This window comes from Azospirillum sp. A1-3, from assembly GCF_023806445.1.
Classification (GTDB): Bacteria; Pseudomonadota; Alphaproteobacteria; order Azospirillales; family Azospirillaceae; genus Azospirillum.
Genome location: NZ_JAMSLU010000003.1, coordinates 568,674 through 589,345, shown reverse-complemented (window position 1 = coordinate 589,345; position 20,672 = coordinate 568,674). Strand labels below are relative to the sequence as shown.

Here is a 20,672-nt window from a genome sequence, read left to right as displayed (position 1 = left end):
ACGGGACTTTGGGGCATGACCACAGAGACGACCGAAGACCGCGGTCTTCTGACAAACAAATGGTTCCAGCTCAGCGTCGGCCTGCTGTGCATGGCGATGATCGCCAACCTGCAATATGGCTGGACGCTGTTCGTCGATCCCATCGACGCCAAGCATGGCTGGGGACGTGCAGCCATCCAGATCGCCTTTTCCATCTTCGTCTTCACCGAAACCTGGCTGGTCCCGATCGAAGGCTGGTTCGTCGACCGTTACGGCCCGCAGGCGGTGGTGCTGGTCGGCAGCCTGCTGGTCGGTGGCTCCTGGGTGATCGACAGCCAAGCCTCCTCGCTGCCGATGCTCTACACCGCGGCGGTGATCTCCGGCATCGGCGCCGGCTGCGTCTATGGCACCTGCGTCGGCAATGCGCTGAAGTGGTTCCCGCAGCAGCGCGGGCTGGCCGCCGGCATCACCGCCGCCGGCTTCGGCGCCGGTGCCGGCGCCACGGTCATTCCGATCGCCAACATGATCGCCAACCAGGGCTATGAGCATGCCTTCCTGGTCTTCGGCATCGGGCAGGGCGTGGTGATTTTCGTGCTGTCCTTCTTCCTGCGCAAGGCGCCGAAGTCGAACGCGGCGGCGCGCAAGACCGGCCCGGCCCAGACCAAGATCGACCATCCGCCGGCCCGCGTCATCCGCACGCCGGTCTTCTGGCTGCTCTATGTGATGTTCGTGATGGTGGCGTCCGGCGGCCTGATGGCGGCGGCCCAGATCGCGCCGATCGCCCATGACTTCCATGTCGCCGATTCGCCGATCAACATGTTCGGCTTCATCCTGCCCGCCTTGACGCTGGCGATCTCGCTGGACCGCGTGCTGGACGGCGCCGGACGGCCGTTCTTCGGCTGGGTGTCCGACCGCATCGGCCGCGAGAACACCATGTTCATCGCCTTCGGCACCGCCGCCATCGCCATCGTCCTGGTGACGCAGCTGGGCCGCAACCCGGTGGCCTTCGTGATCTTCACCGCGATGTTCTTCTGCGTGTTCGGCGAGATCTACAGCCTGTTCCCGGCCACCGCCGGCGACACCTTCGGATCGAAATTCGCGACGACCAACGCCGGCATGCTCTACACCGCCAAGGGCACGGCGGCGCTGCTGGTCCCGCTCAGCAGCATCATCGCCGGCCATTTCGGCTGGCAGGCCGTGTTCTACATCGCCGCCAGCTTCAATCTGGTGGCGGCGATCCTGGCGATGTTCGTCCTGAAGCCGCTGCGCGCCAGCTTCATCCAGGCCGACGATTACGGATTGCAGCCGGCCGCCGTCACGGCGGAACGCTGACGGCAGGCATCCGTCAAAGCCCCAGCTTCGCCCAGGTCGCCCAATCGTCCAGCGACGAGCGGGCGGCCGCCACCAGGGCATCGGCGAAGGCCTCATGCGCCCCGGCCTCCAGTGCCGGGGCGCTGCCGTTTCCGGTCCGCAGCCCCAGCCGCCGCAGCATGCCGCGCTCCTGCTGCACCACGCGCAGCCGCACCTTCTCGCCGAATCGGCCGCGCATCACCGAGCGCAGGTCGCCCAGCCCGTCGACCAGCCCAAGAGCCAGCGCCTTGCGCCCGGCCCAGAAGGCGCCGGAGAACAGCTCCTCCTCCGATCCGGTCAGCCGCGCGCCGCGCCGCGTGCGCACCATCGCCTTGAACGCCTCGTGCACGTCGGCCTGCAGAGCCTTCAGATGGGCGACGCCGTCCTCGCGCTCGGGCGAGAAGGGATCGAGCAGCACCTTCTTGTCGCCAGCGGTGTAGAGCCGCCGCTCGATGCCGTGGCGCTCGATCAGCGCATGCAGCCCGAAGCCCGACGACACCACGCCGATCGAGCCGACGATGGAGCTTTCGTCCGCCCAGATCTCGTCCGCCGCGCAGGCCAGCCAGTAGCCGCCCGACGCCGCCGCATCCTCGCAGAAGGCGAAGACCGGCACCTTCTTCTCCTCCGCCAGATCGCGGATCCGCTTGGCGATCAGCGCCGACTGCACCGGCGACCCGCCGGGTGAGTTGATGATCAGCGCCACCGCCTTCTGGTCCTTCGGCGCGAAGGCGCGTTCCAGCAGCGGGGCGACGCCGGCCAGCGACAGTCCGGAGCGGAAGGGGCCGGCCTGGCCGATGACCCCGGTCAGGCGGACGACGGACACCAGCGGCCCGGCCTTGCGCCAGGGGCCGAAGGGGAGTTTGGCGAGGAGGGAATGCAGGCTCATGCCGGCAGAGATGGGATTGAAGTCTCCCGATTGAAAGGCTCCGTTCCTGCTAAATTGGCCCCGCTAAATCGTGAGCGGTTCGGCGTCGCGTAGCACCCGCTCCGCCGCTGGGCTGTAGCCGCCTTCGGCCTTGTGCACGGTCAGGCCGGCGGTCAGCCGGGCGGGCGCCTTGCCGCCCTTGCGGGCGACCAGCAGCAGCCGCTTGGCCTCCACCCCCGGCTTGGGCCACAGCGGCACCAGGACGAGGCTGCCGAACCGGCCGCGCAGCGCGTGCAGGATGTCGTCGATCCGGTCGGCGCGGTGGACCATCGTCAGCGTGCCGCGCGGCTTCAGCATGCGGTCGGCGAAGCGCACCCAGTCGCCCAGCCCTGCCGCGCCTTCCACATTCGCCGCGGCCTTCCAGTCATCGGGCGGAACACTGGCGGCACCGGCCTTCAGATAGGGCGGATTCATCATTACACGATCGAATCCGACGGTGCCGAGAGCCTCGGGTGGGGCCATCAGGTCACCTTCGACCACCGTCACCCGCTCCGCGACGCCGCTGAGCGCGGCATTGCGGCGGGCGAAGTCGCAGGCGTCGGCCCGCTGTTCCAGCCCGACCACCGCCACGCCCGGCACCCGGACGGCGAGGCACAGTGCCGCAGCCCCGGTGCCGGTTCCGACATCCAGCACCCGCTCGCCGGCGGCGGCGGCGGTGATGGCGGCGAGGAAGACCGGATCGATGGCGGCGCGATAGCCGCCGTCCGGCTGGTGCAGCTTCACCCGCCCGTTCAGCAGGAAATCCACGGGCGTTTCCAGGCTTCGTTCTGGAAGTGGAACGATATGGCCGCTCACGCTTCGCCGGCCTCGCGCAGGATGCGGACGGCCTGTGCGGCGTCCTCCGTGCCGACCATCAGCCGCCGGGGAATGGCGCCGATGGAGCCTTCCAGGATGCTGGTGTAGCTGTCCAGCACGATGGCCTCGATGCCCGCATCGGCCAGCAGGGCGACCAGCCAGGACAGGCGGACGGGGTCGGTGGTGCGCAGCAGTTCGGTCATGGCGTCTCGGAAGAACGGGCGTCTCGAAAGAACGGTCCCCTGCGGACTTGACCGAACAGGCTAGGCCGTTATGCTCCCTAGCGCAAATTCTGGCGTCAATCACCCGTGGAGTCGACCTTGGCGGTCGTGACCAACTTCGAGCCGAAACGGCGCAAGTCTACCCCGCTCGACGACCTGACCGCTTTGGTGGCCGAGGACCTCAGCGCCGTCAACCAGATCATCCTCGACCGCATGCAGTCGCAGGTCGAGATGATTCCGCAGCTGGCGGGCTATCTGATCGCGGCCGGCGGCAAGCGCCTGCGCCCGGTGCTGACGCTCGCCGCCGCCAACATGTGCGGCTATCAGGGGGAGCATCACCGGCTGCTGGCCGCGGTGGTGGAGTTCATCCACAGCGCCACCCTGCTGCACGACGACGTGGTCGATGAAAGCGACCTGCGCCGCGGCATGGCCTCGGCCAACGCGGTGTTCGGCAACAAGGCCAGCGTGCTGGTCGGCGATTTCCTGTTCTCCCGCGCCTTCGAGATGATGGTGGAGGTGCAGTCGCTCGACGTGCTGCGCATCCTGTCCGGCGCCTCGGCCATCATCGCCGAGGGCGAGGTGCTGCAGCTGCGCACCACCAACGACACCGAGACCAGCGAGCAGGCCTACCTCGAGGTCATCAAGGGCAAGACGGCCGAGCTGTTCGCCGCCGCCTGCCGCGTCGGCGCCGTCGTCGCCAACCGCCCGCAGGCGGAGGAGTTGGCGCTCTACGACTACGGCATGAATCTCGGCATCGCCTTCCAGCTGGTCGACGACGTTCTGGATTACTCGGCCCTGCAGGCGAAGCTGGGCAAGACGGTCGGCGACGATTTCCGCGAGGGCAAGATCACCCTGCCGGTCGTGCTGGCCTTCCGCCGCGGCAACGACGAGGAACGCGCCTTCTGGCGCCGGGTGATGGAGGATCTCGACCAGAAGGACGGCGACCTGGAGCGTGCCCAGGCGCTGATGGCCCGCCACAACGCCCTGAAGGACACGGTGGAACGGGCGCGCCATTACGGCTCCATCGCCCGCGACAGCCTTGGCCTGTTCGCCGACGGGCCGATCAAGCAAGCCCTGCTGGAAGTCATTGATTTCGTGATCGATCGCGATTTCTGACGGCATTTCCGCCAGGCCGGGAGGGGGTCGGATCTTTTTGGCCGATGACGCATTTTTTGCGTTGCGCGCCGGAGCGTGAGCGTTTATACACCCCCTCCACCGGCGGACGACACCGCCCGCCGGTGCCATGATCGGAGAGTAGCTCAGCCTGGTAGAGCACTGCTTTCGGGAGGCAGGGGCCGGAGGTTCGAATCCTCTCTCTCCGACCACAAAGACAAGGGCTTCCGGAGTGATCCGGGAGCCCTTCGTCGTTTCAGGGTTCCGTTCGGTATGGCAAAACAGCATGGCAAAAATGCAGTGGTCAGGCTGTGACTTTGCATTGCGCAGCCGGCCGGAACCGTTTATACACCCGCTCCACCGGCGGACGACACCGCCCGCCGGTGACAGGACCGGAGAGTAGCTCAGCCTGGTAGAGCACTGCTTTCGGGAGGCAGGGGCCGGAGGTTCGAATCCTCTCTCTCCGACCACAAAGACAAGGGCTTCCGGAGTGATCCGGGAGCCCTTTGTCGTTGGGGGTGGGCGTTTGGCGAGGTGCTCTGCCCCCTCCCCAACCCTCCCCCTCTTCGAGGGAGAGGGTGCCTTATGCGAAGCGGCGGCAGTCCCCTCCACCGCCAAAGGCGGGGGAGGGTTAGGGAGGGGGCAACCGCGCCGAAACTCTCACACCGTGCACAGGAACCGCCGGTCCGTCCCCTCCAGCACCAGGGCGGTCAGGCGGTTGGTGGCGTAGGCGCCGGTGTCGATGCCGATGCGGTTGGACAGCAGTTCGGGCTCCGGCGCGATGGTGTGGCCGTGGACGACCACCTTGCCGTGATCGGCTCGTGACGCCAGGAAGGCCTCGCGGATCCACAGCCGGTCCTGGTCCTCCTGCCGGTCGAGCGGGACGCCGGGGCGGACGCCGGCATGGACGAAATGATAGTCGCCGATGGTCAGATGGCAGCGCAGACCGGTCAGGAAGGCGCGGTGGTGAGCCGGCAGCAGGCTGTTCAGCATCATCTGCGCCTGCTGCAGATGCTCCGTCGGCGCATCGGGATCGGGGGCGGGGATGCCGTAGCTTTCCAGCGTCGCATCGCCGCCATAGGTCAGCCAGCCGGGTGCGACGCGCAGGTCCGACAGGAAGCCCAGCATGGTGTCCTCGTGGTTGCCGCGCAGGAACACCGCGCCGAAGGCCGGCGGCAGCCCGCAGGCGAGCCGTTCGATCACCAGCCGCGAATCCGGGCCGCGGTCGACATAGTCGCCGAGGAAGACGAGGTATTTCAGCAGGTTCGGCGCTTGTTCGGCATCGCGGGCGATCTGGCCCAGCATCTGCTCGAGCAGGTCGAGCCGGCCATGGATGTCGCCGACCGCATAGACGCGCATGCCGCGCGGCACTGATGCCGGTCCCGCCCGGCCGCCAAAAGGACCGGCCGAGGGAGCGCCAGAAATGGCCTCCGCCCACAGTTTGCGTGCCAAGCTCAACACGAGATCGTTCTCGAATTCGTCACATCCTGCCCTCTCACCTGTGTCCGGGCCGTTGCCCCTTCAAGGGGTTCCCGGCGTTGCACCGCATTTGCGCCGCTTTCAGTCGAACGGCGATGCGACCGGTGGCGGAAGATCGCGCGACGACAGCAGCGGCCGGCGCAGCCGCCCGGCGGCGATGTCGGCGCGTAGCGCCTCGCCGTCCGCATTGCGCACGCGCTCCAGCTCCGCCCGGTTGGCCTCGAAGAAGGGGTTCTGCTCCGACGAGTTCGCCGGCCGTGCATGCTCCAGATGGTAGAGCGGTCCCGGCACCCGCTCGACGCTCAGCCCCAGCCGGCGGAAGCGCTCGACGATCTCGTCATCCTCGAAGCCCCAGGACAGGAAGGCCTCGTTATAGCCGCCGTTGGCGAGCAGCCGCTCCCGGTCGAAGAAGGCGCCGCCGCCGGGGGAATTGCGGTGCATCAGCGGAAAGCGTGGGCAGACGGCGTTCAGCGGCGCCGCCGACAGGGTGTAGCCGAAGCGCAGGACCTCCCGGCCCATGATCCAGAAGAACAGCCCATTGTACGGGAAGACCAGCCCGCCGCCCCGCCGGACGGCGTCGCGCGCCAGCACATACTGCACCGGGTCCACCACGATGTCGGTGTCGTGCAGGGCGACGATGGGCGTGTCGGCCGCCTCGGCCATGCGGTTGATGAGGTGGGCCTTGTGGGTGAAGGGCGTGTCGTTGCCGCGCAGGTGCAGGTGGCGGCAGCGGGCGGCCAGTTCGGGGCCGAGCGCGTCCGGCACGTCGCTCGGCCCGTCCTTGTCCTCGCCGATCAGCAGGGTGGCGTCGACATGCTTCAGCAGGAAGCCGACGATCCAGCGCAGGTTGCGCCGGCGGTCGTCGCTGTCGGCGCGGAACGGGATCAGGATGGTGGTGTCGCGCAGGTCGTGCCGTCCGTCCGGCAGCCGCGCCGCCATCGCCGCGCGGCGGATGCGGAAGGCCTCCTCCTGCCGGGCCAGCCGCTCGCGGGACAGGTCGTCGGCTGGATTCAGCGCCAGCGCCATCTCATAGAAATGCACCGCCGCGCCGGGCCGGCCCAGATCCGCTTCGATGTCGCCATGCTGGCGCCAGCCGGCGGGATAATGGGGGTGGCGCCCCAACAACGTGTCCAGCGCCGCCAGCGCCTCGTCCAGGCGGCCGGCGCCCTGCAGGGCCTCGCTCAGGTGATATTCGGCATCGGGGAAGTCCGGGCGCAGCGCCAGGGCGCGGCGGTAGGCGACGATGGCCTCCTCCGTCCGCAGGGCGCGGTGGTGCAGGGTCCCCAGATTGAACAACGCATCGGCATCGGGCACCCGCTCCACCGAGCGGCTCAGCAGATCCAGCGCCCGTTCCATGTCGCCCCGGCGGCCGGCGATGAAGCCCATCCGGTGCAGCGCCTCGGCATTGCCGGGGTCGGCGTCGAGGATTCGGGCATAGAGGTCCTCCCCCTCGTCCAGGCGCCCGGATTTCAGGTGGTCGAGCGCGATGGCGAGCGCCTCGTCGAGGGTGACGGTCCGGCTGCCGTTGGGCATGAAGGTCATTCCGTTGCGTATTGAAGGACTTCGACGATTCCACTTTGACACGGAGGGGGCCGGCGGTGGACTCTTCGGTCGAACCAAACCGCTTTGCGACCAGCCAAAAGGCATCCGCAGCATCATGACCAACGATCATAAGAACCGTTCCACCGGAGGACTCGCCCTTACCCGCCGCACGCTGGGGCAGGCCGCCATTGCCGGCGGCGTGCTGGCCGGCTTCGGCCGCGCCCCGGTCTTCGCGCAGGACACCACGCTGAAGGTCGGCGTGCTGCTGCCGCGCTCCGGCCTGCTGGCCCAGGCGGGTCAGGCCTGCCAGCGCGGCGCCGACATCGCGCCGGCGGTGCTGTCCGACCTCGGCTACAAGGTCGAGGTGATGTCGGCCGACACCGAATCGAACGCCGACGTCGCCCGCTCGCGCACGGAAAAGCTGATCAACGACGGCGCCCATGTCATCGTCGGCGCCTTCGACAGCGGCCAGACTGCCGCCGCCGCCCAAGTCTGCGAGCAGCGCGGGGTGCCGCTGGTGATGAACATCGCCGCCGCCGACAAGCTGACGGAGCAGGGCTACAAGACCGTCTTCCGCAACTTCCCGACCTCCACCATGCTGGTGTCGAACGGGATGTCGCTGATGAAGGACCTGTTCGCCGCCACAGGCACCACGCCGAAGACCGCCGTCTTCCTGCACGCCAACGACACCTTCGGCATGGCGAACAAGGCCGCCATCGACGCGCTGTTCCCCAAGCTGGACATGCCGTTCCAGATCGTCGAATCGATCTCCTACGACCCGCGGGCGCAGGATCTGGCGGTCGAGGTGGCGAAGGCCAAGGCCACCGGCGCCGAACTTGCCATCGTCACCACCCGCGCCAACGACGCCATCATGATGGTGCGCGAGATGGTGAAGCAGCGGTGGGAGCCGAAGGGCATCGTCTCGCCCGGTTCGCCCGGCCTGTATGACGAACAGTTCTACAAGGTGCTGGGCAAATACGCCGACTACGCCATCACCAACCTGCCCTGGTACGATCCCAAGGCGGCGATGACCAAGCGGGTCGAGGCGGCCTTCAAGAAGCAGTTCCCGAACGACCGCTTCGAGGGCTATGCCTTCAACGTCGCCTTCACCTTCGAGGCGATCCTGATCGCCGCCGACGCCTTCAAGCGCGCCGGCACGGCGGAGGCCTCGGCGATGCTGGCGGCTCTGCGCCAGACCAACCTGTCGGACAAGCTGATGGTCGGCCCGGCGATCACCTTCGACGAGAAGGGCCAGAACACCAACCTGATCTCCGCCTGCATCCAGAACCACAAGCTGCGCCCGACCGTGGTCCTGCCGAAGGCCTCGGCCGAAGCCGACCCGGTCTTCCCGATGCCGGGCTGGGGCAAGCGGGCGTAATTCACGACCCTGTAAACCTCCCTCTCCCGCCCCGGGAGAGGGAGATTTAAGAGCCCCCTCAACTCCCCGGTGCCCGCGGCGCGCTCCAGTTGCGCAGAACGCTGACCACGCGCAGCACGAACACGGCGAGCGCGCCGGCCACGGCGACCGGCACCGGCGGCAGATCCAGACGATTGCCGGCGATCACCACCGCGGCCCCCAGCAGCGAGGCCATGGCGTAGATCTCCTCGCGCAGAACCCGGGGCACCTCGGCGACCAGCAGGTCGCGCACCGCCCCGCCGCCGCAGGCGGTCATCACGCCCAAGAGGGCGGCCGGCAGCGGGCTCAGCCCATAGGCCAGCGCCTTGCCGCATCCGGCGACGGTGAACAGCCCGAGCCCGGCGGCGTCCAGCACCATCACCGGCTTGCCCAGCCGGTTGATCGGGCCGTGGAACAGGAAGGCGGCCATCCCGGCGGCGAGAGCCACCATCAGATAGCGGTCGTCCTGCAGGCTGGCCGGCGGCAGCGCGCCGATCAGCAGGTCGCGCACCACGCCACCCGCCAGTGCTGCGGCCAGCGACAGCACCATCACCCCGAACAGGTCCAGCCGCTTGCGCACCGCCAGCGTGCCGCCGCTGAGGCCGAAGACGAACACGCCGATGAAATCCATCACCGTCAGCAGGACGGAGAGATCGGTCGGCATCGGAATGGGAAGCGGCGGCATGGTCTGGCTCTGCTGAGAACGTCTGCCCACCGATTGAGCACAGCCGCCCCCGCCGCGCCAAGCGAAACCTCCGCTACACCGAATCGGGGGCCGACAGCCGGATGCCCATCCGCCGTGCTTCCAGCATGAAGGCGCGGGTCATCTGCAACAGGTCGGTGCGCCAATAGAGCTGGGTCAGCGGCTCGTCCAGGAAGCCTTCCGGCAGCATGGCGTAGCAATAGGTCTCCACCACCCGCAGGTCATGGTCCCAGGGATCGACGCCGTCGCGCCAGCCGATGGTCCAGCCGGCATGGCCGGCGCCGATGGCCCAGCGTTCGAAATGCGGGGCGATGGTGTTGCTGTCGATGGGGTCCTTCACCGGCACCTGATAGATGGCGACAAAGCGCCAGACATTCAGTTGAAGCCGCATCAGCAGCGAATCGCCGAAGGCGCCGATGCGGTACAGGCAGTCGGGCGAGCCCGGAGCATGGCTGAAGCTGACCGCCGCCCGCCGCAATTCGGCCAGCGGCGTGGCGGACGGGGCGTCGGCCAGCGGCGGCGTCTCATACTCCACGGCGCGCAGATCCTCGATCACGTCATGGGTCAGCATATGGGAAACGCGGCTCTGCGCCTCGGCGATGGTCAGGCGGGTCAAGGGGGCAATCCCTTCGCGTGGTTGATCGGTGGTCAGGACACGAACGCCTCGTCCGCTGTTTTGTTCATGGGTCACGAATATGCGTCGATCAGCCCCTTGACCTTCCAATGGCTGGAAGCCCCATATCATTCCATGCCGAGCGGAATCGAAGGAGAACCGGCATGACCACGACCCAGCACAGCATCAGCCCAACGGCTCCTGCCGAACTCGACCTCGGCGTATCGGGCATGACCTGCGCCTCCTGCGTCCGCCGGGTGGAGAAGGCGCTGGGCCGGGTGCCGGGCGTCACCGCCGTCTCGGTCAATCTGGCGACGGAGCGGGCGCGCCTGACCTTCGCCGGTCCGCCGGACGTCAAGGCCGCGGCGGACGCGGTCGAGGCCGCCGGCTACCATGCCGAAAAGCGGGAGTTCGACCTGTCGGTCACCGGCATGACCTGCGCCTCCTGTTCCGGCCGGGTGGAGAAGGCGCTGAGCCGGCTGCCGGGCGTCGACTCCGCTTCGGTCAATCTGGCGACCGAGCGCGCCCATGTCGTCGCCTTCGCCGGCAGCGTCGACACCGCCGATCTGGTCGCGGCGGTGGAGAAGGTCGGCTATGGCGCCGCCCCCGTCGGCCAGGGCGGCGAACAGGCGGAGGAGGAGGCGCGGGCCGACCGCAGCCGGCGCGAGCTGCACCATGTGCTGATCGCCGCGGCGCTGTCTGCGCCGCTGCTGGCCGGCATGGTCGGCGACCTGTTCGGGGCGAACTGGATGCTGCCGGGCTGGGTCCAACTGATCCTTGCCAGCATCGTGCAGTTCTGGCTCGGCGCCCGTTTCTACCGCGCCGGCTGGAACGCGGTGCGGGCGGGGGCCGGCAACATGGATCTGCTGGTGGCGCTTGGCACCTCGGCGGCCTGGGGGCTCAGCCTCTATCTGATGCTGACGGCGCATGACGGGCACGAGCCGCATCTGTATTTCGAAGCCTCCTCCGTCCTCATCACCTTCGTGCTGTTCGGCAAATGGCTGGAGGCGCGGGCCAAGGGCCAGACCGCGGCGGCGATCCGCGCGCTGATGGATTTGCGCCCCGCCACCGCCCGCCTGCGCCGCGACGGGGTGGAGACCGAGGTGCCGGTGGAGCGTGTCCATGTCGGCGACCATGTGGTGGTCCGCCCCGGCGAGCGAGTGCCGGTCGACGGCCGGGTGGTCGAGGGTTCGGGCGGAGTCGACGAATCGATGCTGACCGGCGAGAGCCTGCCGGTCGACAAGGAGCCGGGCGCCCGCGTCACCGGCGGTTCGATCAACGGCGACGGCCTGCTGGTGGTCGAGACCACGGCGGTCGGCACCGAAACCATGCTGGCGCAGATCGTCCGCATGGTGGAAGGCGCCCAGGCGTCCAAGGCGCCGATCCAGCGGCTGGTCGACCGGGTCAGCGCCGTGTTCGTTCCGGCGGTGCTGGCGGTGGCGGCGCTGACGCTGATCGGATGGTGGATCGTTGGCGGTGATCTGGAGGCGGCCATCGTCACCGCCGTCTCGGTGCTGGTCATCGCCTGCCCCTGCGCGCTCGGTCTGGCGACGCCAACCGCCATCATGGTCGGCACCGGCGTCGCCGCCCGCCATGGCATTCTCATCAAGGACGCCGAGGCGCTGGAGCGCGCCCATGCCCTGACCGCCGTCGCCTTCGACAAGACCGGCACGCTGACGGAGGGCAAGCCCCGCGTCACCGACCTGATCCCGGCCGAGGATACCGATGGCGAGACCCTGCTGCGCCTCGCCGCCGCGCTCCAGACCGGCAGCGAGCATCCGCTGGCCCATGCGCTGCGCGACCGCGCCAAGGCGGCGGGCATGGCGGCGGAGGCGGTCACGGACTTCCGCGCCCTGGCCGGCCGTGGCGTTTCCGGCACGGTGGCGGGGCGCCGCCTGCAGCTCGGCAACGCCCGTGCGGTGGAAGAGGCCGGCCTGCAGCCCGGTCCGCTGGCTGAACCGGCCGAGGCGCTGGCGGCGACCGGCCGCACCTTGTCCTGGTTGATCGAACTCGGCGAGACGCCGCGCCTGCTCGGCCTCGTTGCCTTCGGCGATACGGTGAAGGACAGCGCGATCACCGCCGTCGCCTCGCTGAAGGCCCAGGGGGTGGAACCGGTGATGGTGACCGGCGATGGCTGGGGCGCCGCCCGCTCCGTCGCTGCGGCGCTGGGCATCGAGCGGGTGTTCGCCGAGGTGCTGCCCGGCGACAAGGCCGCCGTCGTCGCGACTCTGAAGGGGGAGGGCAAGGTCGTCGGCATGGTCGGCGACGGCATCAACGACGCGCCCGCTCTGGCCGCCGCCGATGTCGGCATCGCCATGGCGACCGGCACCGACGTGGCGATGCACAGCGCCGGTGTCACCCTGATGCGCGGCGATCCCAGGCTGGTCGCCGGCTCCATCGACGTGTCGCGCCGGACCTATTCGAAGATCCGCCAGGGGCTGTTCTGGGCCTTCGCCTACAACGTGGTCGGCATCCCGCTGGCGGCGTCGGGCAATCTCAGCCCGGTGCTGGCGGGGGCGGCGATGGCGCTGAGTTCGGTCAGCGTGGTGGTGAACGCCCTGACCCTGCGCGGCTGGAATCCTCCGAAGAACGAGGATTTGCGATGAAGGACGGCATGACCATCGGCGACGCCGCGAAGGCGTCGGGCGTCAACGCCAAGCTGATCCGCTATTACGAATCCATCGGCCTGATTCCGGAGGCCGGGCGGACGGCGTCGGGCTATCGCGTCTACAGCGACCGCGACGTGAATGTGCTGCGCTTCGTCAAGCGGGCGCGGACGCTGGGCTTCGGTATCGAACGCATCCAGAAGCTGGTTGGCCTGTGGCAGGACCGCTCCCGCTGCAGTTCGGAGGTGAAGCGGATCGCGCTCCAGCATATCGACGAACTGGAGGCGAAGATCGCCGAGTTGCAGGCGATGCGCGACACGCTGCACGAGCTTGCCGACGCCTGCCACGGCGACCACCGCCCGGATTGTCCGATTTTAAAGGATTTGGCGTCGTGAAGTTCCCCTCTGCACCGGCATTTATACCCTCTCCCCCCCGGGGAAAGGGTTAGGGTGAGGGGGACGCGCGGCGGGGATTCCCGAGAGTCCGCCCTGTGTATCCCCCTCACCCCGACCCTCTCCCCGGGGGGGAGAGGGGGAGGTCCCGGCGGTGAAAGGGAGGGACGGGAGAGGGCGCTACACCCCCCTACCGCTTCGTCTTCGGGTCGTGCGTGTGGTGGAGGTCGCGTTCCCCGCCGCCGCTGGAGCTGCCGGACTGGCGGGTGTTGGTGGGTTCACCCGGATGCGGGTGCTTTTCCGGATTGGCCGCCGGCTTGTCGGCGTTCTGCTGGCTGCTGCCGGGGCCGCCATGGTGGCGGTCGGTCGCCTCGTTGCGCTTGGTCATGCCTCACCGATCCTGCTGATAGCCCTGGTGGGTGGTGTTCTGCCCGGTGTTGCCCTGCTGGCCCTGTTCCTTGGTGTTCGGGGCGCCGCGGTTGCTGACGCCGTCGTCGGGGGTCGCGCTGGTCGCCGGCTCGCCGGGACCCTTGTCGCTGCGGCCCTCGGGCGGGACGGGCGGGATGTGCTTGGTCATGGTGGCGCTCCTTGCTGTTGGCTCGCGTTTCCTTCCAACAGGGGGGCGGGGGAGGGGTTCCGGCCGGATAGAGACCCAGCCCTGCGCTCGGCTGTCGCAATGCTTTCATGCGAAATTGCTGCGACCGCACAGAGTGGATCGGACTCTATGCTGATCCCCATGCCAGATCTTCCCGTCCAGCCTCTCGCCGCCGCAGCATCCGCCGTTCGCCAGCCGCCCGTCGCGGCGTCGGACGGGCTGCCGACCCCGCAGCGCTATTGGGCGATGACGGCGATGACCGTCGCGTTGATCATGGCGGTGCTGGACGGGGTGGTCGCCAACATCGCCCTGCCGACGATTCAGCGCGAGTTCGCGGTCGATGCCGCCGGTGCCATCTGGGTGGTCAACGCCTATCAGCTGGCGGTCACCGTCGCGCTGTTCCCGCTGGCCTCGCTGGGCGACATCATCGGCTATCGCAAGGTCTACTGGTTCGGTCTGGCGGTCTTCACCGTGGCTTCGCTGGCCTGCGCGCTGTCGCCGAACCTGCCGGTTCTGACCGCCGCCCGCGTGTTGCAGGGCATCGGCGGCGCCGGGATCATGAGCGTCAATCTGGCGCTGGTCCGCCACATCTATCCCTCCACCCATCTCGGGCGCGGAGTCGGCTACAACGCGATGATCGTCGCGGTGTCGTCGGCGGCAGGACCGAGCCTCGCGGCGCTGATCCTGTCGGTGGCGTCCTGGCCCTGGCTGTTCGCGATCAATGTGCCGCTGGGGCTGGCGGCGCTGGTGGTGGCGGCACGGGCGATGCCGGTGTCCAACCCGGCCGGGCACCGCTTCGACTGGCTGAGCGCCGCGCTGAACGCCGCCACGCTCGGGCTGCTGATCGTCGGCTTCAAGGGGGTGGACGGCAGCCAACCCACTTGGCAGGTCGGGATGGAGCTGGTGGCGGCGCTGGCGCTCGGCACGACGCTGGTGCGGCGCGAACTGGCGCAGGCCGCCCCCTTGCTGCCGGTGGATCTGCTGCGCCGGCCGGTCTTCGCCCTGTCGGTGGTGACGTCGGTCTGCTCCTTCGCGGCGCAGAACATCGTCTTCGTCGCCATGCCCTTCTTCTTCGAGGACGTGCTGCACCGGTCGCTGACCGAATCCGGACTGCTGATGACTCCCTGGCCTCTGACGGTGGCGCTGGTTGCCCCGATCTCCGGCCGGCTGGCCGACCGCTACGAACCGACGCGGCTGGCGGCGGTGGGGCTGGCGCTGTTCGCCACCGGCCTTGCCCTGATGGCGCTGCTGCCGCCCGACCCGTCGACGCTGGATATGGTGTGGCGGATGGCGCTGGCCGGCTTCGGATTCGGCCTGTTCCAGACTCCGAACAACAAGGTGCTGGTCAGCAGCGCGCCGAAGGAGCGCAGCGGCGGCGCCAGCGGCATCCAGGCGACCGGCCGCCTGCTGGGCCAGACGCTGGGCGCCGCCACCGTCGGTCTGGTCTTCACCGCCATCGGCAAGGCGGACGGCAGCGTCGTGGTGCTTTGGCTGGGCGCCGGGCTGTGCCTCGTCGCCTGCCTGACCGGCATCTTCCGCCGCCGACCGGCCGCCTGAACAGTTAAGGCTTGGGCTGCTGGCTTTCCGGTCGGGTCAGCGTCGGCTCGTCGCCATAGGCGAAGGTCGGCGCCTTGGCGAAGTCCGCCTGCCCGATGTTCAGCACCGGACCGGTCGGACCATTGCCCAGCATGTCGGCCGGCAGCGCCACCAGCTTCTCGCCCAGCCCCAGCACCTCGTTCGGTGCCACCACGATGCGGTCCACCCGGTCGCCGGTCTGGTCCATGGTGAAGTCGAGGATACGGCCGGCCGGCTGTCCGTCATTGGTGCGCAGTTCCGTCCCTACCATGGCCCGCGCCTGATCGGGGTTGAGCGCGGCCGGCGGCAGGGCCGCCACCGGCGGCGACGAGCCCTGCCCACCGGTTACCGGTGGCGCGGGGTTCTGCACCTCGTGAGAGGGAGCCTCGCCGCTGACCCCCGGCGGGGAGGTGATCGCCCCAGTCGCCGGCTGGTCGTCCGGCCGCGGCGCGGTCATCAGCGGCGGCGAGGCGGTGGCGCCCGGTGCCGGTGTGGTCTGGGCAATGGCGGTGCCGGTCAGCAGCAGCGCCGCGGCCGGCAGGAGCAACAGGGGGCGGAGCATAAGGGCGACCCTTCCGTTCGGATTCGGTATCGCCCTGGTTAACAGCGCAAAGTGCCTCCGGGTTGCCGAGGGGGCTTCTCTAAACGCCTCCCTCTCCCGGGGCGGGAGAGAGCAATGATCGCCCTCTCCGCTACTTCCCGCGCCCGGTCTTGTCCTGCAGCGCGTCGATCCGCTTGGACGCTTCCGCCTTGCTCAGGCCGTCGTCGAAGGACTCGCCGGCTTCTTCGCTCAGCGTCTTCAGGTAGGACGCCTGGGCGCCGGTCATCGGCTCGTCGCCGGTGGTCCAGTCGTCGGGGTTCTTGTCGCGGTTGGAGTGATCCTCGCCGGTCTTCGGGTTCTCATGCTCGGGATGGGTCCGGCGGTCGTCGGTTTGCTTGCTGGTCATGATCCGTGCCTCATGAAAAGGAACGTATCAAGAACAGGCCTGAAGGCGGGAAGTTCCCGCCCTCACCGGAAAACCGTCACCCGCCGTTGCCGCGCAGCAGGAAGACACCCTGTTCGCCCAGCAGGTTGGCAAGGCCGGAATGGGCGTGGCTGGTCACCCGGCCGGCACTATCGATGATGCGGGTCTGCTCGATGGTGATGCCCATTTCCTCCGTCAGCACGACGAAGTCGCGCAGCGTGCAGAAATGGATGTTGGGCGTTTCCCACCACTGGTAGCCCAGCTTTTCCGTCACCGGCATGCGGCCGGTCAGCATCAGTTGCAACCGCACCCGCCAATAGCCGAAATTGGGGACCGACACGATGGCGCGGCGGCCGATGCGGCACATCATCTGCAGCACGTCGCGCGGCTGGCGCATCGCCTGCAGGGTCTGGCCCAGGATGACGTAGTCGAAGGCGCCGGCCGGATAGTCCTTCAGGTCGGTCTCGGCATCGCCCTGGATCACCGACAGGCCGTGCGCCACGCATTGCCGCACGCCGTCCATGCTGAGTTCGATGCCGCGCCCGTCGACGTTCTTGGCGTGGGTCAGATAGTCCAGCAGGGCGCCGTCGCCGCAGCCGACGTCCAGCACGCGGCTGTTCGGCTCCACCATCTCGGCGATCAGCTTCAGGTCGTCGCGAATGTCCACCATGGTCGGTCGTCTTGCCCCAATCAGCGCGCGCGGCGGCGGGCGGACAGGCCGCGATGCTCGGCGCAGCCCTCCAGGAAGCCGTGGATGACCTGATGGAACTCCGGCTCGTCCAGCAGGAAGGCGTCGTGGCCCTTGTCGGTCTCGATCTCCACGAAGCTGACATTGGCGGCGACGGCGTTCAACGCATGCACGATGGCCCGCGATTCCGAGGTCGGGAACAGCCAGTCGCTGGAGAAGCTGGCAAGGCAGAAGCGCACCGGCGTCGTCAGCCCCCCCGGCCGGAAGGCGTTGGCCAGCGTGCCCCCGGCATCGGCGGCGAGGTCGAAATAGTCCATCGCCCGCGTGATGTAGAGGTAGGAGTTCGCGTCGAACCGCTCGACGAAGGCCGCGCCCTGGTAGCGCAGATAGCTTTCCACCTGGAAATCGGCGTCGAAGCCGTAGGTGACGGCCTTGCGGTCCTGCAGGTTGCGGCCGAACTTGCGGTGCAGCGCCGCTTCCGAGAGGTAGGTGATGTGGGCGGCCATGCGGGCGACGGCCAGACCGGCCTCCGGCTTGGTGCCTTCCAGCAGATAGTTGCCGCCGCGCCAGTTCGGATCGGCCATGATCGCCTGGCGCCCGACCTCGTGGAAGGCGATGTTCTGCGCCGAATGGCGGGCGGCGGTGGCGATGGGCACCGCGGCGAACACCGATTCGGGATAGGCAACCGCCCATTGCAGCACCTGCATGCCGCCCATCGAGCCGCCGACGACGCAGAACAGCTTGTCGATGCCGAGATGCTCGACCAGCAGCTTCTGCGCCCGCACCATGTCGCCGATGGTCACCACCGGGAAGGACAGGCCATAGGGCTGACCGGTGGCGGGATCGATGTCCTTCGGCCCGGTGCTGCCCAGGCAGCCGCCCAGCACGTTGGAGCAGATGACGAAATAGCGGTCGGTGTCCACCGGCTTGCCGGGGCCGACCAGCATCTCCCACCAGCCGGGCTTGCCGGTGACGGGATGCTTTTCCACCACGAAATGGTCGCCGGTCAGGGCGTGGCAGATCAGGATGGCGTTCGATTTGTCCGCGTTCAGCGTGCCGTAGGTCTGGTAGGCGATCTGGAAGCCGCCGATCTCAACCCCGCTGTCCAGCCGCATCGGCCGGTCCACCGCCAGACGCACGCGCTTGCCCGGCATGACTTGGTCATTGGGGGCCGCACTGTCGGTGGCCGGGGTGACCAGGGGAGATTGCGGCGCGGAGGTGGGCGCGGACATGTCGTTTCGTGCCTTGAAAGCGGTTCTGGCCTTCGGGATTTCCAGCCTCGCGGCGCCTTGGCGGAGACCGTCAGAGAGCTGTGGCGGAACGGGAGGGTATAGCTACGAAGCCGGCCTTCGGAGTGTCAATGTTTTCTTTGATTTCAGGGCGCATGCGGACTACTACTAACCGGCTTTGCATTCGATGGTTTTCTGACCCATGGCCGCCGCCCGGACCCCGCTAGACGATTTGCGCCGCGAGATCGACCAGATCGACGACGCGATCCATGACCTGCTGATGCGCCGCGCCGCGGTGGTGGAACGCATTGGGGCGGCCAAGGGCAATGGCGCGGCTGAAAACGGCACGCAGCCGATCATTCTGCGCCCGGCGCGGGAGGCGACGATCCTGCGCCGCCTGATGGCCCGCCATGCCGGCTCCTTCCCCGCCCAGGTCGTCGTGCGCATCTGGCGGGAGATGATCACCGCCTTCACCCGCATGCAGGGACCGTTCGCCGTCGCCGTCTATGCGCCGGAGGACCGCCGCGGCTTCTGGGACGTCGCCCGCGACCATTTCGGCGGATTCGTGCCGATGACCGCCGTCAACACTCCGGCCGCCGCCCTGCGTGCGGTGTCGGAGGGGACGGCGACCGTCGCCGTGGTGCCCTATCCGGCCGAAGACGATTCGGATCCCTGGTGGCGCTTCCTTGTGTCGGCCGACGCCGGCCGGCCGCAGGTGGTGGCGCGTCTGCCCTTCGGCGGGCGCGGCAATGCCCGCGGCGAGAATCGCGACGCGCTGGCCATCGCCGCCGTCCCGCACGAGCCGACCGGTGACGACCGCACTCTGCTCAGCATCGAGATCGGCGGCGACCTCAGCCGCGGCCGGCTGAAGGATCTGCTGGAGGCCTGCGGCCTGCCGCCGGTCGGTTTCTGCACCTGGCACCCGGCCGGCCATGCCACCGGGATGAGCGGCGGCGGCCCGTCGGTCCATCTGGTCGAGATCGCCGACTTCGTCGGGCAGGCCGACCCCCGCCTCGCCAAGCTGCTGGAGCGGTCGGGCGACATTCCGGTGCGGGTCAACGTCGTCGGCGGCTATGCCGTGCCGCTGCATCTGGGCTGATGCGCGCTTTTGGGGCGAGCCGCCGGGGCGGCTCCTGCCTTATCCTGCCTCCCCATTTCCTGCGATGGAACACCAACGCCGGGACTGTTCCATCCTGTTCCAACCCATCCCACCCAAACCCATCCCATTCAGTCGGAAGGTAAGCAGACCATGACCCAGCCGAACGGCCCGCAGCCGCGTCCGGGGATTCTCGACATCGCCGCCTATGTCGGCGGCGAGCATCAGGGTCATATCCGTCTCGCCTCCAACGAAGGGGCGCTGGGACCCAGCCCGAAGGCGATGGAGGCCTATTCGGCGGCGGCCGGGACCCTGCATCGCTATCCGGACGGCGCCTCGGCGGCCCTGCGCGGCGCCATCGCCAAGCGCTTCAACCTGGATGCCGACCGCATCGTCTGTGGCGCCGGGTCGGACGAGATCATCAGCCTGCTGATCCGCTCCTATGCCGGGCCGGGCGACGAGGTGCTGTATTCGCAGTACGGCTTCCTGATGTACCCGATCGGCGCCAAGTCGGTCGGCGCCACCCCGGTGACCGCGCCGGAGGACGGGCTGACCGCCAGCGTCGACAATCTGCTGGCCCGCGTCACCCCGCGCACCCGTCTGGTCTTCCTCGCCAACCCGAACAACCCGACCGGCACCTATCTGCCGGCGTCGGAAGTGGCGCGGCTGCATGCCGGCCTGCCGTCGGACGTCATCCTGGTCATCGACGCGGCCTATGCCGAATACATGAACAAGGACGACTACACCGCCGGCGAGGAACTGGTGGAGAAGTTCCCGAACGTGGTGATGACCCGCACCTTCTCGAAGATCTTCGCGCTGGGCTCGCTCCGCATCGGCTGGTGCTATGGCCCGGCCGGGATCGTCGACGTGCTGAACCGGGTGCGCGGCCCCTTCAACGTGTCGACCGCCGCCCATGTCGCCGGCATCGCCGCGGTGGAGGACGCCGAGTTCCTCGACCGCTCCCGCCGCCACAATGAGCAGTGGCGCGAGTGGTTCTCCGCCACCGTGCGCGAGCTTGGCCTGACGGTGCATCCCAGCGTGACCAACTTCGTGCTGGTCGATTTCAAGGGCCAACCCGCCGGCAAGGACGACGCCGAGGCCGCCCGCCAGTTCCTGAAGGCCCGCGGCATCCTGGTCCGCCAGATGCCCTCCTACGGTCTGCCGAGCTGCCTGCGCGTCACCATCGGCACCGAACAGGAAATGCGCACGGTGGCCGACACGCTGCGGGACTTTTTGAAGTCATAACGAGTGTGGCTTGAATTTCCCTCTCCCGCCCCGGGAGAGGGAAGGGGCCCATGCGGAGCATGGGAAGGGTGAGGGGGTGGGCGCGAAGCCATGCGCTTCGGGATTCTTGGATCACCCCTCACCCTCCCCACGCCTTCGGCGCGGGTCCCCTCCCTCTCCCGGGGC

Annotated in this window: 21 protein-coding genes and 2 tRNA genes; 10 read left to right on the top strand and 13 right to left on the bottom strand. The window is 68.6% G+C overall.

The window, feature by feature from the left end; translation table 11 throughout:
- Nucleotides 1-15 precede the first annotated feature (15 nt).
- Nucleotides 16-1,311, top strand: a complete 1,296-nt coding sequence (oxlT, locus tag M5E06_RS20475; protein WP_252139766.1) for an oxalate/formate MFS antiporter — start codon at nucleotides 16-18, stop codon at nucleotides 1,309-1,311.
- Between the two features lie 13 nt (nucleotides 1,312-1,324).
- On the opposite strand, the gene M5E06_RS20470 is transcribed toward oxlT, so the two are convergent.
- From M5E06_RS20470 to M5E06_RS20460, 3 genes are all read right to left on the bottom strand, one after another.
- The gene (locus M5E06_RS20470; RefSeq protein ID WP_252139765.1) at nucleotides 1,325-2,215 is read right to left on the bottom strand and encodes a S49 family peptidase; all 891 of its coding nucleotides are present in this window, start codon (nucleotides 2,213-2,215) and stop codon (nucleotides 1,325-1,327) included.
- A 63-nt stretch (nucleotides 2,216-2,278) separates the two neighbouring features.
- The gene (locus tag M5E06_RS20465; RefSeq protein ID WP_252139764.1) at nucleotides 2,279-3,001 is read right to left on the bottom strand and encodes a tRNA1(Val) (adenine(37)-N6)-methyltransferase; all 723 of its coding nucleotides are present in this window, start codon (nucleotides 2,999-3,001) and stop codon (nucleotides 2,279-2,281) included.
- A gap of 44 nt (nucleotides 3,002-3,045) precedes the next feature.
- Nucleotides 3,046-3,252, bottom strand: a complete 207-nt coding sequence (locus M5E06_RS20460; RefSeq protein WP_109074663.1) for a putative signal transducing protein — start codon at nucleotides 3,250-3,252, stop codon at nucleotides 3,046-3,048.
- Nucleotides 3,253-3,369: 117 nt separating this feature from the next.
- Between M5E06_RS20460 and M5E06_RS20455 the strand changes: the two genes are divergently transcribed.
- From M5E06_RS20455 to M5E06_RS20445, 3 genes are all read left to right on the top strand, one after another.
- Complete coding sequence (locus M5E06_RS20455) at nucleotides 3,370-4,386, top strand: polyprenyl synthetase family protein (protein WP_252139763.1); 1,017 nt, start codon at nucleotides 3,370-3,372, stop codon at nucleotides 4,384-4,386.
- Between the two features lie 132 nt (nucleotides 4,387-4,518).
- Nucleotides 4,519-4,595: transfer RNA gene (locus M5E06_RS20450), tRNA-Pro, on the top strand.
- Nucleotides 4,596-4,776: 181 nt separating this feature from the next.
- Nucleotides 4,777-4,853 (top strand) — tRNA-Pro (locus tag M5E06_RS20445).
- Nucleotides 4,854-5,043: 190 nt separating this feature from the next.
- Here the strand turns inward: M5E06_RS20445 and M5E06_RS20440 are convergent.
- A complete protein-coding gene (locus M5E06_RS20440) occupies nucleotides 5,044-5,754 on the bottom strand; it encodes a metallophosphoesterase family protein (protein ID WP_502801998.1) in 711 nt (236 codons plus the stop codon).
- Nucleotides 5,755-5,943: 189 nt separating this feature from the next.
- Complete coding sequence (locus tag M5E06_RS20435) at nucleotides 5,944-7,395, bottom strand: tetratricopeptide repeat protein (protein ID WP_252139762.1); 1,452 nt, start codon at nucleotides 7,393-7,395, stop codon at nucleotides 5,944-5,946.
- Between the two features lie 124 nt (nucleotides 7,396-7,519).
- Here M5E06_RS20435 and M5E06_RS20430 point away from each other — a divergent pair, with 124 nt between their 5' ends.
- The gene (locus M5E06_RS20430) at nucleotides 7,520-8,782 is read left to right on the top strand and encodes an ABC transporter substrate-binding protein (protein WP_252139761.1); all 1,263 of its coding nucleotides are present in this window, start codon (nucleotides 7,520-7,522) and stop codon (nucleotides 8,780-8,782) included.
- A 58-nt stretch (nucleotides 8,783-8,840) separates the two neighbouring features.
- Here M5E06_RS20430 and M5E06_RS20425 read toward each other — a convergent pair whose 3' ends face one another.
- Together M5E06_RS20425 and M5E06_RS20420 are read right to left on the bottom strand one after the other, a co-directional pair.
- Nucleotides 8,841-9,485 carry a trimeric intracellular cation channel family protein gene (locus M5E06_RS20425; protein WP_109153114.1) on the bottom strand — a complete coding sequence of 215 codons (645 nt, stop codon included), beginning with the start codon at nucleotides 9,483-9,485 and terminating at the stop codon, nucleotides 8,841-8,843.
- Nucleotides 9,486-9,558: 73 nt separating this feature from the next.
- Nucleotides 9,559-10,119, bottom strand: coding sequence for a hypothetical protein (locus M5E06_RS20420; RefSeq protein WP_252139760.1), 561 nt, complete (start codon nucleotides 10,117-10,119; stop codon nucleotides 9,559-9,561).
- 161 nt (nucleotides 10,120-10,280) lie between these two features.
- Here M5E06_RS20420 and M5E06_RS20415 point away from each other — a divergent pair, with 161 nt between their 5' ends.
- A complete protein-coding gene (locus M5E06_RS20415; protein WP_252139759.1) occupies nucleotides 10,281-12,722 on the top strand; it encodes a heavy metal translocating P-type ATPase in 2,442 nt (813 codons plus the stop codon).
- A complete protein-coding gene (gene cueR / locus M5E06_RS20410; protein WP_502801997.1) occupies nucleotides 12,719-13,117 on the top strand; it encodes a Cu(I)-responsive transcriptional regulator in 399 nt (132 codons plus the stop codon). Before M5E06_RS20415 ends, cueR begins: the two co-directional genes overlap by 4 nt.
- A 187-nt stretch (nucleotides 13,118-13,304) precedes the next feature.
- Here the strand turns inward: cueR and M5E06_RS20405 are convergent, their stop codons facing one another.
- Both M5E06_RS20405 and M5E06_RS20400 read right to left on the bottom strand, forming a co-directional pair.
- Nucleotides 13,305-13,502 carry a hypothetical protein gene (locus M5E06_RS20405; protein ID WP_252139758.1) on the bottom strand — a complete coding sequence of 66 codons (198 nt, stop codon included), beginning with the start codon at nucleotides 13,500-13,502 and terminating at the stop codon, nucleotides 13,305-13,307.
- A 3-nt stretch (nucleotides 13,503-13,505) separates the two neighbouring features.
- Complete coding sequence (locus M5E06_RS20400) at nucleotides 13,506-13,691, bottom strand: hypothetical protein (protein ID WP_252139757.1); 186 nt, start codon at nucleotides 13,689-13,691, stop codon at nucleotides 13,506-13,508.
- Nucleotides 13,692-13,850: 159 nt separating this feature from the next.
- On the opposite strand from M5E06_RS20400, the gene M5E06_RS20395 reads away from it, so the two are divergent.
- A complete protein-coding gene (locus tag M5E06_RS20395) occupies nucleotides 13,851-15,266 on the top strand; it encodes an MFS transporter (protein WP_252139756.1) in 1,416 nt (471 codons plus the stop codon).
- Nucleotides 15,267-15,270: 4 nt separating this feature from the next.
- Here M5E06_RS20395 and M5E06_RS20390 read toward each other — a convergent pair whose 3' ends face one another.
- The 4 genes from M5E06_RS20390 to metX all read right to left on the bottom strand — a co-directional run bounded on the left by M5E06_RS20390 (nucleotide 15,271) and on the right by metX (nucleotide 18,169).
- Complete coding sequence (locus M5E06_RS20390) at nucleotides 15,271-15,846, bottom strand: PRC-barrel domain-containing protein (RefSeq protein ID WP_252139755.1); 576 nt, start codon at nucleotides 15,844-15,846, stop codon at nucleotides 15,271-15,273.
- Nucleotides 15,847-15,976: 130 nt separating this feature from the next.
- Nucleotides 15,977-16,231, bottom strand: a complete 255-nt coding sequence (locus M5E06_RS20385; protein ID WP_252139754.1) for a DUF3072 domain-containing protein — start codon at nucleotides 16,229-16,231, stop codon at nucleotides 15,977-15,979.
- 76 nt (nucleotides 16,232-16,307) lie between these two features.
- A complete protein-coding gene (metW, locus tag M5E06_RS20380; protein ID WP_109153107.1) occupies nucleotides 16,308-16,919 on the bottom strand; it encodes a methionine biosynthesis protein MetW in 612 nt (203 codons plus the stop codon).
- A 20-nt stretch (nucleotides 16,920-16,939) separates the two neighbouring features.
- Complete coding sequence (gene metX / locus M5E06_RS20375) at nucleotides 16,940-18,169, bottom strand: homoserine O-acetyltransferase MetX (protein WP_252139753.1); 1,230 nt, start codon at nucleotides 18,167-18,169, stop codon at nucleotides 16,940-16,942.
- Between the two features lie 199 nt (nucleotides 18,170-18,368).
- On the opposite strand from metX, the gene M5E06_RS20370 reads away from it, so the two are divergent.
- Nucleotides 18,369-19,265 (top strand): chorismate mutase, encoded by an 897-nt coding sequence (locus M5E06_RS20370; RefSeq protein ID WP_109072954.1) that lies wholly within the window; start codon nucleotides 18,369-18,371, stop codon nucleotides 19,263-19,265.
- Nucleotides 19,266-19,415: 150 nt separating this feature from the next.
- On the top strand, nucleotides 19,416-20,507 hold the full coding sequence (gene hisC, locus M5E06_RS20365) for a histidinol-phosphate transaminase (protein WP_252139752.1): 1,092 nt from the start codon (nucleotides 19,416-19,418) through the stop codon (nucleotides 20,505-20,507).
- The last annotated feature ends 165 nt before the right edge of the window (nucleotides 20,508-20,672 follow it).